Source organism: Paenibacillus silvae (assembly GCF_014639235.1).
In the GTDB taxonomy this organism is placed as follows: Bacteria; Bacillota; Bacilli; order Paenibacillales; family Paenibacillaceae; genus Paenibacillus; species Paenibacillus silvae.
In genome coordinates, this window is the sequence record NZ_BMFU01000004.1 from 319,470 (window position 1) to 333,631 (window position 14,162).

10 protein-coding genes are annotated in these 14,162 nt (G+C 47.8%); all 10 read left to right on the top strand.

Annotation, left to right across the window (positions count from 1 at the left end; genetic code table 11):
* Nucleotides 1–89 precede the first annotated feature (89 nt).
* The 10 genes from IEW26_RS15795 to IEW26_RS15840 all read left to right on the top strand — a co-directional run bounded on the left by IEW26_RS15795 (nucleotide 90) and on the right by IEW26_RS15840 (nucleotide 14,050).
* Complete coding sequence (locus IEW26_RS15795) at nucleotides 90–788, top strand: hypothetical protein (RefSeq protein ID WP_111269919.1); 699 nt, start codon at nucleotides 90–92, stop codon at nucleotides 786–788.
* 356 nt (nucleotides 789–1,144) lie between these two features.
* Nucleotides 1,145–2,902: a sensor histidine kinase gene (locus IEW26_RS15800; protein ID WP_188593070.1), complete on the top strand. Its 1,758-nt coding sequence runs from the start codon at nucleotides 1,145–1,147 to the stop codon at nucleotides 2,900–2,902.
* Between the two features lie 28 nt (nucleotides 2,903–2,930).
* Nucleotides 2,931–4,559: a response regulator gene (locus tag IEW26_RS15805; RefSeq protein WP_188593071.1), complete on the top strand. Its 1,629-nt coding sequence runs from the start codon at nucleotides 2,931–2,933 to the stop codon at nucleotides 4,557–4,559.
* A gap of 123 nt (nucleotides 4,560–4,682) precedes the next feature.
* Nucleotides 4,683–6,368, top strand: coding sequence for a type 2 periplasmic-binding domain-containing protein (locus IEW26_RS15810; protein WP_111269922.1), 1,686 nt, complete (start codon nucleotides 4,683–4,685; stop codon nucleotides 6,366–6,368).
* Between the two features lie 283 nt (nucleotides 6,369–6,651).
* On the top strand, nucleotides 6,652–7,542 hold the full coding sequence (locus tag IEW26_RS15815) for an ABC transporter permease (protein WP_111269923.1): 891 nt from the start codon (nucleotides 6,652–6,654) through the stop codon (nucleotides 7,540–7,542).
* Nucleotides 7,543–7,571: 29 nt separating this feature from the next.
* Nucleotides 7,572–8,450: a carbohydrate ABC transporter permease gene (locus IEW26_RS15820; protein WP_111269924.1), complete on the top strand. Its 879-nt coding sequence runs from the start codon at nucleotides 7,572–7,574 to the stop codon at nucleotides 8,448–8,450.
* 32 nt (nucleotides 8,451–8,482) lie between these two features.
* On the top strand, nucleotides 8,483–9,568 hold the full coding sequence (locus tag IEW26_RS15825) for a glycoside hydrolase family 53 protein (RefSeq protein WP_229729884.1): 1,086 nt from the start codon (nucleotides 8,483–8,485) through the stop codon (nucleotides 9,566–9,568).
* A 54-nt stretch (nucleotides 9,569–9,622) separates the two neighbouring features.
* Complete coding sequence (locus IEW26_RS15830) at nucleotides 9,623–11,695, top strand: beta-galactosidase (protein WP_145402843.1); 2,073 nt, start codon at nucleotides 9,623–9,625, stop codon at nucleotides 11,693–11,695.
* Nucleotides 11,696–11,921: 226 nt separating this feature from the next.
* Nucleotides 11,922–13,361, top strand: a complete 1,440-nt coding sequence (locus IEW26_RS15835) for an NAD-dependent malic enzyme (RefSeq protein ID WP_111269927.1) — start codon at nucleotides 11,922–11,924, stop codon at nucleotides 13,359–13,361.
* Nucleotides 13,361–14,050, top strand: a complete 690-nt coding sequence (locus IEW26_RS15840; protein ID WP_145403759.1) for an HD domain-containing protein — start codon at nucleotides 13,361–13,363, stop codon at nucleotides 14,048–14,050. Before IEW26_RS15835 ends, IEW26_RS15840 begins: the two co-directional genes overlap by 1 nt.
* The last annotated feature ends 112 nt before the right edge of the window (nucleotides 14,051–14,162 follow it).

Genomic DNA, 14,162 nt, shown 5'->3' on the forward strand with positions numbered 1-14,162 from the left:
TACCGATAATGTCTTTTTTTTGTTTTGGATCGTTAATCAAAAATAGGAAAAATATGATATAATCAGGTGGTTGATTAGGAGGTGTTTGCGTGTCGGGAACCAGACTTGTGTTCTCAGGAGGTTTGTTGCTCTTTGCAATTATTTTTACCTGTAACCATCATCTTGGTTTCTCAGTAGGTGATTCGTTGTTGTTATCCATCGGTATATCCCCATATACCAAAGCATATGTCAGCGGTGTACATATTACGGTTTTCTTCGGACTTGGCATGCTGGCTTGCGGGTATTATCTTGCGCGGAAGGAAATCATGACCAAGTATCCGCTCGTGGCGAAGACGTTGTGGATCGCGGTTGTGATCTTAATCTCCAATTATTCTTTTATGACGGATAAGCTGATGTATGTGGTAAAATGGGGGGCCACGGGTTTAAGCAGCATATCGTATTCACAGAACGACAGCACATGCACGTATCAGGTTTATGCTGACGGTCAAGCTCATGCGACTTGTGAATTGTTACTGAAAAATTATAGCAGCTCAGCTGTCGCCGCGATGGTAAAGCCCGATCTGGCAGGCAGCTACCGCTATCAGGATGATCCGTTATCTGAATCTTTACAGTCTGTAGAGCTTAACGCCATACCGGTCAAACTTGAACCCCGCATGACGTTTACAGGAAAGCTTGAATTCTCCGGATTGGCGCAACGGCCCTTGCAGGTGAGTGGCAAGCTGGATGATATCGTACTAGATGTTGCAGTTGATGGGACCAATACGGTTTTTGACTATGATATCCCTTAGCATGTGTAGGCAGACTGTAGATCCAAGTACATAACCAATATATACTGAATGACCGATAGGCAGAATAACATAAAAAATACATCATTTATCAGGAGTGAAGTCGGCTGAGCGCCGACTTTTTTCCGTTTGTGCAAGTTGAATTAAGTGCTGAAACCTTGCATTAATGTCCTTTTCCAGAGGGTGGGTGAGGCTTACCATATAATATGGGACAGTCTGTTTATGAGAGCATCTAACGGTGCATTATGAAGCTTGTACAAGAAATAGATTGTATTTAAAGCTACCATGACTACAATTAATGTCACGACTTGTGTCAGGATGATTAATTAAAATTTAAATAAAGCGAGATGAACATTTCCATGTCATACCGGACAAATCTGTTTTCAAAGATGGTCATTTTGATTCTGATCATGCTTGTTCCTGTTGTACTCCTGTACTGGTATTCCAATCATAAAACAACGGCTGTGCTGCGAGATGAGCTTAACCAATCAAACAGCAATCAGCTGGAGTTTTTTCAAAATCAGGTGAACTCTAACATTGAATTGTTATCCTCTTGGCCTAATCTGCTGATCCACGACCCGGATATCGCCAGTTTTCGGCGTATATTTGCGGAGAGCCGTTATTTCGATCTGGATGCGATCAATCTGGTCAAGCGTATTCAGAACAAGCTGAGTATTCAGGAAAGCTCATCGAACTGGGCCACCAAATTATATCTGTATTCCCCGTCGCTCGGCAGAGTGATCTCGGAACGGGATGCCCGTACGTATGACAAGCATGCGTTAAAAGAAAGTATCGTTTCAGGCTGGGATGTTCACAAAATTGAGGATGGGCAGAATGACCGGTTCATGTTCAGCTGGATCACCGTATCCCCGTACGGAATCAAAGACCCTGCCGAAAATGCAGAGACCATCATCAAGCTGGAATTCGACAGTGACAACATTCGGGACATGCTTGATAAATTCAAAGGGGATGGAAGACATGATCCCTTTTATTTCCGTGAGGAAACGGGCGTAATCTATAACCGGACATCGGATCGGACATTGACAGATCAATTGATCAAGGAATTGTCCAGCCAGCCCTTGAAAGACGTAGAGAACCGTACGGTAGTGATTGGCAATGAGCCCTACATGGTCAATTCTGTGAAATCGAGCACCACGGGCTGGTATCTGGTGGACTATATGCCGCTGTCCGATATTTTGAAGCCGATTCATCAGTCCAACATTCTGTTCTACTCGTCCATGATATGCTTGCTACTGATGAGCTTTACCGCTGCGTATTTGTTATATGTTCAGGTTCAGGTGCCGGTGAAACAATTGATACGCGGATTCCAGCGGCTGAAGCAGGAGGATTACTCCGTTCGAATCGAGCCGAAAGGTCGCAATGAGTTCAGTTTCCTGTCCGAGCGCTTTAATTCCATGGTGGAAAAGATACAACAGCTGTTCGAGCACGTATATCTGGAGCAGATTCATGTACGGGAAGCGAGACTGAAGCAACTGCAGTCACAGATTAATCCGCATTTTTTCTATAACTGTTTCTCCTTCATTACAAGCATGGCGAAGCTGAAACGGGTGGATGCCGTTGTAGCCATGTCTCACAATCTGTCCAGATATTACAGGTATACAACAAGGCAGGAAAGAGATTTGGTCCCGCTATCCGAAGAAATCGAATTTGTGACCAACTATTTGGAAATTCAACGTATGCGTATGGAGCGCATTCATTATACGCTTGATTTGCCAGAAGATATGCTGCGTATCGAAGTTTCGCCACTAATTGTGCAGCCTCTGGTTGAAAATGCGGTTATTCATGGGATTGAAGCAGACGCAGAAGCAGGGGAGATCAGAGTATCCGGTGAGCAAAAGGATGGCCGGATGCTGCTCATTGTTGAAGATGATGGTCAAGGCATGACACAGGAGGAGCGTGAAGCGCTTCTCATCAAGCTTGCGGGTACGATGGATCAGGAGATGGGCTGCGGATTGTGGAATGTGAATCAAAGGCTGCAGCTGAAGTATGGTGAGAAGGGTGGACTTCATATCACCGAATCAGACCTGGGCGGCGTGCGAGTTGTGTTGTCATGGCCGGTAGAATCCAAACCTGCGCTTGAAGAATACGAAGAGTGAACATAAATGAACCGGGAGAGTGATTGAATTGATCGATATACTGCTTGTGGATGATGAAACGTATGTAACCGAGAGTCTGGAACTCACCATTCCTTGGGGAGAGATCGGAGTTACAACCGTGCTGCGTGCGGCATCCGGCAATGAAGCGTTGAAGATTATGGAGGAGAATGCGGTAGATATCGTCGTAACTGACATTCGGATGCCAGGTATGACCGGGCTTGAGCTGATTAGCGAGGTAAGCCAGCGCTGGCCGCATGTGCGCTGTATTTTGCTGACAGGACACAGTGATTTTGATTATGCCAAAAAGGCGATTCAGCTGCAGGCGGCAGATTATATTTTGAAGCCGGTTAACGATGATGAATTTATGAATTCGGTATCAGCAGCGATTACCTCCCTGCGTGACGAATGGGATGAATTTGACAAATATCATCGCCTGCTGTACAGCCGCAAATCGGATTACAAAATTTTACGCGAAAATCTGATGCATGATCTGCTCTTGGGCCGGGTGCTTACTACGAAAGCATTGCGGGAGCAGTTTGAGCAGTACGAGCTTCATATGGACCCCGAGCAGCCTGCTGTCATGATGCTGATTCGTCTTGCCGGACGATTTGCGGCTATGGATCAGCAGTCGCTGGACCTGATGGATTTTGCTGTCGGGAATATTGCCGAGGAAGTGCTGGGTGAAGCGTACAACGTCTGGTTTGGTCGCGGGCCGCATGAGTGTCTGGTCATGTTCCTGCAGAACCGCGAGCCGGATGAGCTATCACGAATGGAGGGAAGCAATCTGCAAGCTGCTGCTGGAACATTCCGGGAGCATGTGGTTCGTTACCTGCAGGGAGATCTGTCCATGGTGGTTACGCCGCCCTTTCCATTTAACGAGCTTACAAATGTGTATCGCAAAAGTTTGGGATCTTTAATTCTTTCCGGACCCGAAGAGCACAGAATCATCTATATCGACATGGAAAAAGCGTTAAACAAACGTGCCGAAAACGATGCGGCGCAAGCGCTTGAAGAGCTGTATAAGCCACCGGTGCTGCCTCAGCTGCTGGAGACCAAACAATGGGAAGCTGCGGGGGACAAGCTGAACGCTGTTTTTGATGCTGTGGAGAAGGTGTATTTGTCCAGAGAGCATGCGTATGAGATGTATTTGTCTGTGACAAATGCTTTTATGTATATCGCTCATAAACAAGGACATCTGGTACATGAGATAGATCATGCGGGTTTCGATCTGGTGCTTGCGCACCAGTTGATTCAATCCCCGGAGAAGCTGCGGCGCTGGGCAATGAATATGCTCGAGAAGCTGCAGGAGGAGCTATCGGATCAGGAAGGGGTACAAAGCCGCCGGCATGTCATTAAACAAGTGCAGGAGCTGGTAACCCGGGATACAGGACAGGATCTGTCGGTGAAAATGATTGCGGATAAAGTGTATTTACACCCGGTATACCTCTCTAAAATATACAAGGCAGAGACGGGGGAAGGTCTCGGAGACTATATGATCCGTATGCGTATGGAACGAGCGCTGTATTTGCTCAAAAATACGAATAAAAAAATATACGAGATTACGAGTGAGCTGGGTTATCAAAATCCGCAATATTTTAGCAAAATGTTCAAAAAACATTACGGCATGACACCGAATGAATTCCGGGATCAGACATAAATACAACATAAATCGAGCATATAGGTTGGTAAAGGTGCAGAAATCTTGATTTCGTATCATAGGCTGATGTGCCTGACCGTCCTATAATGAAAGGGTAACCAAAACGATTTAAGGGGGAACAACATGAGAGCGCAATCAACGAAAAAGAGATTCTTGTCGCTTCTCGCTACGACGCTCTGTCTGACCGTCGTTCTTGCAGGATGTTCAGGAGGAAATGGGAACAAGGAGAGTGCTGAGCCAAGCGCATCCGGGTCCCAAAATGAATACAAGGAAAAGTATGATCCCGCAGTAACCATTACTACAGCATGGGGCATCGACCCTGAGCTGAAATTCAAAAATGGCGAATCCATGGAAAATAACGTGGCTACGAAATGGGCCAAGGACAAATTCGGTATTGAGATTAAGTCGCTGTGGTCCGTAACGGATACAAACAACGCGTTTGCAACCAAACTTCGTTTGGCTATGTCCTCGGGTCAGGAAATGCCTGATATCGTAACCGTAGGTGATAACCTGCTGGCTCAGGACCTGATTGATTCCGGCATGTATCAGGAAGTGGGTCCGCTGTTTGACAAGTATGCTTCGGATACTTGGAAAAAAGCAATGGAGCAAGATCCGAATGTATGGAATGCGTACAGCCGTGATGGCAAAAGAATGGGTATTCCGGTACTCGATTACGCATACAACAATGACTACCTGCTCTGGATTCGTCAGGATTGGCTGGACAAGCTGAATATGAAAGCACCTAAAACCATTGATGAGCTCGAAGCGGTTATGGAAGCTTTCAAAAACAAAAATCCGGACGGTCTGGCACCAGATAAAGTAACTCCGCTCAGCATCGGTTTCAAAACATCCATGAATACCTGGATGGGTGATCCATCCTGGATCTTCGGCGCTTATGGCACACTGCCGTTCCAATGGAACGTAGGTGCGGACGGCAAGCTGGAGTATGGTTCCATTAACCCGGGCATGAAAGAAGGCTTGGCTAAATTAAGCGACTGGCTGAAAAAAGGATATATTCCGCAAGAAGCAGCACTTTGGGATGAAAACAAAACGGCAGAACCTGCTGTAGCGGGCACAGCTGGAATTATCCCGGGCCCTTACTGGATGAGCGGATGGCCGCTGATTGATACCGTGAAAAACGTACCTAGTGCAGTATGGAAGCCAATTTCTATTCCGACAGGCCCTGATGGCAAAGCAATGCGTCACGGAACACAGTTTGTTAACGGTGTGACCCTGATCAAAAAAGACATGGCTCACCCTGAAGCGTTCTTCACTTACCAGAACTACCTGTTTGACAACTATGCTGACCCGGCTCCAGGCAGCCCGTATGACAACGGTCTGTTTGAAGGGTATGACTACCAGCTGGATGCCAACGGCAAACAGAAAAAACCGGATGAAATTGACGGTGGATATGTCAACGTTGTACGTTACCTGCTTGTTCGTGACGGCGCGCGTATTCCAGATGCACAAATGAAAGCTTTGATGAATCTGGCAGATGGCAAAGAGCCGCAAACGAAGCTGGAAAAAGACGTAGCGGTGAACTATGGACCGGAGACTCCTGCGGCTGCAAAAGTGCTGCTTGAGCAGAAAGATATTTCGTTCAAAAATATGTTCACAGGTCCTACAACCAAAACGATGAAAGCCAAGCTGGACTACCTCAACAAAATTGAGAATCAGGCATTTAATGAAATCATCTATGGCAAGAGCCCGATCGATTCATTTGATACCTTTGTTCAAACATGGAAATCCGGCGGCGGCGATCAGATCACTCAGGAAGTTAACGAGTGGTATGACGGTGTGAAAAAATAAGCAGAATTTCTCTATGAAAATGTATAGCAGTAGTGACGCACAGACGATATAAGTCTGTGCGTTTTTTGTGTTTTTAAAGGTCATAAAAACATATAGAAAATCGAGTGGAACAGCGGTTTTATGGCTTTCCGGGCTGAGCAGCAGGGCCTAAGCCAAAAGTAGTTGCTTTTGTGCCATTTATATTGCTTTTATGCGCTGTTTGAGGGTGCTGGAAGGTTGATATAATTTGCCTATAAGCCACTCAGGGAGTACTTGAGTAGGAAGAATTACAGGGGGAGCAATCATGAGAACTTTAAAACGAACTTGGCCATTCCACGTAATGCTGCTGCCAGCTATCATCTTTCTGATTATTTTCAGTTATGTGCCTATGGGCGGAATTGTTATGGCATTCCAGAACTACAAACCATGGCTTGGCATTAGCGGCTCGGACTGGGTCGGGCTTGATAACTTTAGATATTTATTCGAACGGGAGGACAGCTTGCAGGTCATCTGGAATACGTTGATCATCGCTGTACTCAAATTGATTTTCAACTTGTTTGTACCGTTTGTATTTGCCATCCTGCTCAATGAGGTTCGCAAGATGGCCATTCAGCGGACGATCCAAACACTTGTATACTTGCCTCACTTCTTGTCCTGGGTCATCCTGGGCGGCATCCTGCTCGATCTGTTGTCAACAGGTGGTCTGGTGAACCGGGTACTCGGCACCTTCGGTCTTGGACCGTACTTCTTCCTCGGAGATAACAGCTTGTTCCGACCAACGATTATTGTTACGGATGTGTGGAAGGAATTCGGATATAACATGATTGTCTTTCTGGCTGCACTGGCAGGTATTAACCCGGCACTGTATGAAGCTGCCGAGATCGACGGAGCGAATCGTTGGAAGCAGACACTTCACATTACGATTCCGTCTCTCGTGCCAATGCTAATGGTTGTAGGAACGCTCGCGCTTGGTAACGTATTGAATGCCGGATTCGACCAGATCTTCAACCTGTACAACCCGCTTGTATATCAATCGGGAGACATCATTGATACATTCGTATATCGCTCGGCGCTGGAAAACGGTGAGATGGGCTTCGCCACAGCCATTGGCTTGTTCAAATCCGTGATCAGTATGGTGCTGATTCTCGTATCGTACAGCCTCGCCAAGAAATACGCCGGATACCGCATATTCTAATCGAATGAACAGAGAAGGAAGGGACTACGATGTATCATAAATCAAAGTCATATCGTGTATTTAACGTTATCAATATCAGTTTTCTCATTCTGGTCGCCATCATGTGTATTGTGCCGATGATTCACGTTTTGGCTGTATCCTTCAGTAACAAAGCTGCGGCAGATGCCAACCTGGTCAGTCTCTGGCCAGTCGGTTTTTCTCTTGAAGCTTACAAAAAAACAATGAACAATCCGATCTTTCTGAACTCACTCTGGATTTCACTGCTGCGTACCGTTATTGGTACAGGTATTACGCTGTTAATTACTTTCCTGGCGGCATATCCGCTGTCCAAGGAAAACAGTGAGTTTAAAGGCAGAACCGTATACTCCTGGATTTTCGTATTCAGCATGATTTTCAACGGCGGTCTGGTTCCATTCTACATGGTTATTCAAAAGATTGGTCTGATGGATTCCTTCTGGGTACTGGTGCTGCCAGGTGCAGTGAACACCTTCCTGGTCATCCTGATGCTGAATTTCTTCCGCGGCATTCCGAAAGAGCTTGAAGAAGCAGCCCTGATGGACGGTGCCAACCATTTCAGAACACTGTTCAGCATTTTCCTGCCAATCTCCATGCCTTCCATTGCAACCATTGCACTGTTCAGCATGGTGTTTCACTGGAACTCCTGGTTTGATGGTCTCTTGTATATGAACAATGCCAAAGACTATCCACTTGCAACATTTATGCAGACTGTCATTATCAAACGGGATATGAGTACGATGGCGATGAATCCGAAGGAGATGGAAACGATCTCTCAGACAACAGTACGTGCAGCTCAGATTTTTATCGGAAGTGCGCCAATCCTGATTGTATATCCATTCTTACAGCGTTATTTTGTAAAAGGTATGACACTGGGCTCAGTGAAAGGCTGAGCCTGAATCCCTAATTTATGGAGGCTGATATTTTGAATCAATCTACCAAACAACCATTTATTCTCGGCATGGATGTTTCATTTATGGACGAGATTGAACAGCATGGGGGGACATATCGTGATGCGGATGGCAAAGAAGCAGATTTGCTCACCATTCTCAAGCTGAATGATGCCAACGCGATCCGGCTGCGTATCTGGAATGATCCGGTCGGCGGATTCTGCAATCTGGAGCGCACAATTGAAGTAGCAAAACGAATCAAGGCACAGGGCTTGCAATTTTTGCTCGACTTCCATTACTCGGACCGGTGGGCTGATCCGGCCAACCAGTGGAAACCGAAAGCGTGGGAGAACCTGTCCTATGAACAGCTTAAACTGGCGGTATGCACATATACAGCAGATGTGCTTCGCGCATTAAAGGAACACGATGCCCTGCCGGATATGGTCCAGGTTGGCAATGAAATTACACCAGGCATGTTGTGGGATGATGGGCGTGTCGGCGGCGAAGAGCATGATACGGACGAGCAGTGGCAGCGTTTTGCCGGGCTTGTGAAATATGGCATTGCAGCTGTGAAATCGGTTGATCCTTCGATCCAGATTATGATTCATATTGACCGCGGCGGTGATAACGCCGAGAGTCGCAAATTCTATGATCGTTTTGAAGCGCTGGGTGTTGAGTTTGACGTCATCGGCTTGTCCTATTATCCTTGGTGGCATGGAACGCTGGATGCGCTGCGTGACAACCTGAATGATCTGGCCAAACGCTACGGCAAGCCAATCAACGTTGTGGAGACCGCTTACCCATGGACGCTTGAGCAGCCGGAAGGTATTGAATGGATTATGAATCAGGAAGACATGCTGCTGCCAGGATATCCTGCAACGGTAGAAGGACAAACCCGATATTTGCAGGATATGCTGCAGATTATTCGCGAGGTTCCCGGTGGTCTGGGCCATGGCTTCTATTATTGGGAGCCAGCATGGATTCCAAGCAAGGAAGAATGGTCTGTAGGACACCCGAACAACTGGGGCAATCTGACCATGTTTGATTTCAAAGGTCGCAAGCTCGATTCATTCAAGGCGTTAGCTGCTGCGCAAGAACTGAATGTCACTACCTCCGTTTAATAAGGTTTGCAAAAGCGAAATGTTCGTAATTCAACAGCAAGGGAGTTTTCATAAATGACATACCAATTTCCACCTGTAAGTTCCAAAGCACCGTATATGCTGCATGGTGCTGACTATAACCCGGAGCAGTGGCTTCGTTATCCAGAGGTGCTGGAAGAAGACATTCGCTTGATGAAATTAGCTAAATGCAATGTGATGTCCATCGGTATTTTCTCCTGGGTCTCACTTGAACCGGAAGAAGGCGTGTATACGTTTGAATGGCTCGATCAGGTACTGGATCGTTTCGCAGCGAGTGGCATCTATGCTTTCCTGGCTACACCAAGCGGTGCCCGTCCAGCGTGGATGTCGGCAAAGTATCCTGAAGTGCTGCGTGTATCCGAGAAACGGGTTCGTAACCTTCATGGCTTCCGTCATAATCATTGTTATACGTCCCCGGTGTATCGTGAAAAAGTAACGGAGATGAACACGAGACTGGCCGAGCGGTATTCAGATCATCCGGCCGTCATTGGTTGGCATATCTCGAATGAATACGGTGGGGATTGCCACTGTGATTACTGTCAGGAAGCATTCCGCGGCTGGGTGAAAAACAAATACAAAACGCTGGATGAGCTGAATCATGCGTGGTGGACAACATTCTGGAGCCATACGGTGACAGACTGGAGTCAGGTTGAATCTCCAGCACCGCATGGTGAGACTCAGGTTCATGCAATGAATCTGGACTGGCGCCGTTTCGTAACGGATCAGACAGCAGATTTCATCGTACACGAGACGAAGCCACTCAAGGCGAAAAATCCGAATCTGCCTGTGACAACCAACCTGATGGAATTCTATGGTGGTCTCAACTATTGGAAGTTCGCAGATATTCTCGATTTTCTTTCCTGGGACAGCTATCCGACATGGCATGATGCAGAGGATGATGCGAAGCAGGCGTCCCGTATTGCGATGATGCATGATATTGTACGGTCCATTAAAGGTGGACAGCCGTTCCTGCTGATGGAGAGCACGCCAAGCTCAACGAACTGGCAGGATGTAAGCAAGCTGAAGCGTCCGGGTATGCATCTGTTATCCTCCTTGCAGGCTGTAGCTCACGGATCAGACAGCGTGCAGTACTTCCAGTGGAGAAAAAGCCGCGGGTCCAGCGAAAAGCTGCATGGCGCCGTGGTTGACCATGTAGGCACAGAGCATACACGTGTGTTCAAGGATGTTACAGACGTAGGTACTGCGCTGCAGAGCATGCAGGATATCGTAGGTGCATCGGTTCCGGCGGAAGTCGCAATCATCTTCGATTGGGAAAACCGCTGGGCTGTGAATGATTCACAGGGCCCGCGCAATATCGGCGTAAAATACGAGCAGACGGTAGAAGCTCACTATGAAGCCTTCTGGAAAAAAGGTGTAGCGGTGGACGTGATTGATATGGATGCCGATCTGTCCAAGTACAAAGTGCTCGTTGCACCCATGCTCTACCTCGTTCGTGAGGGTGTAGGCGAACGGATCGAGAAATTTGTGGAGCAGGGCGGTACATTTGTAGCAACATACTGGTCGGGCATCGTTAACGAGAACGATCTGTGCTTCCTGGGTGGATTCCCTGGACCACTTCGCAAAACGCTGGGCATCTGGTCCGAAGAGATCGACGGACTGCATGATCGGGAACTCAATGGCATTATTCCAGAGCAGGGCAATGCGCTTGGACTTACAGCGGAGTATGATGCAATTGAGCTCTGTGATCTTATTCATCTGGAAGGCGCGAAGTCCCTTGCTTCCTATCGTTCCGACTTCTATGCAGGACGTCCGGCATTGACCGTGAACGAGCTTGGCTCGGGTAAAGCTTACTACATGGCTGCACGTATGAAAGCACCGTTTTACGATGATTTCTACGGCAAGCTGATTGCAGAGCTTGACCTGGAGCGCGGACTCAAGTCCGAGCTTGCCGCGGGCACAACGGCTCATGTGCGTACAGACGGGAATTCCGATTATGTATTCATTCAAAACTACACCGAGCATGAGAAACAGGTTCAACTCGACAGTCAGGCTTACACAGATGTACTGAGTGGTGAAGCGGTTGAAGCGAGCCTGGACTTGCAGCCGTACGACATTCGTGTGCTGCGCAGAACGGCGAATCGCAAGTAATGCCATTGTTGGTGAAGTGAAACATCGCTTGTGTAAAATAAGATGAAATAACAAATAACTGGATTACCCGGGTGCCGCGAAACAGGTGCTTGGGTAATCTTTTTTTCATGCTGAAATGGGGCTTCTGTACTTTTTCTGGACAAGATAAAGGATAATCGTGTCCACGTAGCGAAGACAAATACGTAACTTGTCAACTTTAGACTTTCATTGTCTGGGAGGAATTGAAATGAATCAGAGAAATCTGGACGGCAACAGCATTATTATACGGCTGGAAATGACAACGAAAGATATCAAGTTTGGCGAAGTGGCCTCGGCCATCTCGGAAGCTGGAGGAGACATCATTGCCATTGACGTCATTTCGACCAATCAGGATGTCAGTGTGCGGGACTTGACCGTTGCAGTCACCGACTCACAGGATAACAGTAAAATTATAGAAGCTGTACGCCAGCTTAAAGGCGTGTCCATCGTTAACGTGTCAGACCGGACATTCCTGCTGCATCTGGGCGGCAAAATTGAAGTGACACCAAAGACCCCGATTCACAACCGGGAAGACCTGTCGCGTGTCTACACGCCGGATGTGGCCCGGGTATGCTCAGCAATATCTGAAGAACCAGGTAAAGCCTTTTCATTAACGATTAAACGAAATACAGTCGCCGTTGTATCCGATGGCAGTGCGGTGCTGGGGCTTGGCAATATCGGGCCTCGTGCAGCGATGCCGGTTATGGAAGGCAAGGCAATGCTGTTCAAGCAGTTTGCAGGTGTCGATGCGTTCCCGATCTGCCTGGATACTCAGGATACTGAAGAAATCATTCGAACTGTGAAAGCGATATCACCGGCGTTTGGCGGCATTAATCTGGAGGATATTTCATCTCCGCGCTGTTTCGAGATTGAACGCCGCCTGAATGAAGAACTGGACATTCCGGTTTTCCACGATGACCAGCATGGTACAGCGGTTGTGCTGTATGCAGGTCTGATTAATGCGCTGAAGCTGGTTGACAAATCCATCGAAGATGTAAAAATTGTGGTGTGCGGTATTGGAGCGGCTGGTGTGGCCTGCAGCAATATTTTGTTATCTGCCGGTGCGAAGCGGCTGATCGGAGTGGATCGCGAGGGTGCGATCATACGTACAAACACGTATGAAAACGAGGTTTGGAATGAGTATGCGGCACGTACTAACCCTGATCTGGAGACGGGTTCCTTGCGGGAGGTTATTCGCGATGCCGATGTATTTATCGGCTTGTCCCGCGGCAATCTGCTTACACGCGAGGATGTGCAGACCATGGCGGACAATCCGATCGTATTTGCAATGGCAAATCCGGTGCCTGAGATTATGCCTGCTCTGGTCGAGGATATTGTAGCCGTTATGGCGACAGGCCGTTCGGATTATCCGAACCAGATTAATAACGTGCTTTGTTTCCCGGGGATGTTCCGAGCGGTACTGGATTGCCGGGCAACAGAAATCAATGAAGAAATGAAGCTGGCGGCTGCTCAGGCGATTGCCTCATCCATCTCGGACGAAGAGCGTACACGTTATTATATTATCCCGAGTGTATTTAACGATAAAGTGGTTAAATCGATGCGCAGTCGTGTCATCGAAGCGGCAATCAAGACGGGAGTCGCAAGACGTGTGCCCCGTGAGCAGCCGCGTGAAGGTGGAGAATCCTGATGACTTCGGATGTACCTAATGCGTCTGAGCGATCGCATCATCCGGTGAATGAATCCATTTTGCGCGCGGCTCGTGCTTTTGTGCAGGAGGATGCTTCCAGGCATGCCGATGGACACGACTGGACTCATATTGAGCGCGTCACCAGACTTGCAGCTAGATTGGCTCATGACGAAGGTGCTGACCCGTTCATCTGTGAACTGGCTGCGTTGCTGCATGATGTACCAGACGAAAAGCTGAATGATAGTCTGGAGGCAGGTATGATAAAGCTGCACGCGTGGCTGGATTCGCAGCCGCTTGCTCCAGCAGCACGGGAAGCGGTGCTGAACATTATCAGTACGATTTCGTATGCGGGCGGTCAGGGAGCTGCGCTCAGCTCTCTTGAAGCCCAAGTCGTGCAGGATGCAGATCGTCTGGATGCACTGGGTGCAATCGGCATTGCCCGTACCTTTGCATTTGCCGGCGCGCGCGGACGAGAAATGTACGATCCTTCACTTCCGCCGCGGGAGCAGATGACCCGTGAGCAGTATCGCAATGAGCGCAGCACAACGATTAATCATTTTTACGAAAAATTGTTCAAGCTCAAAGATTTGATGAACACCTCCCGCGGCAGGCAGCTGGCTCAGCAGCGTCATGATTATATGGTGCAGTTCGTGGAGCAGTTCAAGAACGAATGGGAAGCACTAATGTGAATCCGCTTCATCCTTTTGCATGTTTTGGGTTAAATTATGCTCAGAACACCTGCGCAAGGATGAAGTTTTTTTGTGGTTTCGGATACGTTCATGGAACTGGGAATAGCAAAGG

Excerpts from the sequence above, each read along its gene's own strand:
- IEW26_RS15800 (WP_188593070.1), top strand. The coding sequence starts at position 1,145 with ATGTCATACCGGACAAATCTGTTTTCAAAGATGGTCATTTTGATTCTG.
- IEW26_RS15810 (WP_111269922.1), top strand. The coding sequence starts at position 4,683 with ATGAGAGCGCAATCAACGAAAAAGAGATTCTTGTCGCTTCTCGCTACG.
- IEW26_RS15815 (WP_111269923.1), top strand. The coding sequence starts at position 6,652 with ATGAGAACTTTAAAACGAACTTGGCCATTCCACGTAATGCTGCTGCCA.
- IEW26_RS15820 (WP_111269924.1), top strand. The coding sequence starts at position 7,572 with ATGTATCATAAATCAAAGTCATATCGTGTATTTAACGTTATCAATATC.
- IEW26_RS15830 (WP_145402843.1), top strand. The coding sequence starts at position 9,623 with ATGACATACCAATTTCCACCTGTAAGTTCCAAAGCACCGTATATGCTG.
- IEW26_RS15835 (WP_111269927.1), top strand. The coding sequence starts at position 11,922 with ATGAATCAGAGAAATCTGGACGGCAACAGCATTATTATACGGCTGGAA.
- IEW26_RS15840 (WP_145403759.1), top strand. The coding sequence starts at position 13,361 with ATGACTTCGGATGTACCTAATGCGTCTGAGCGATCGCATCATCCGGTG.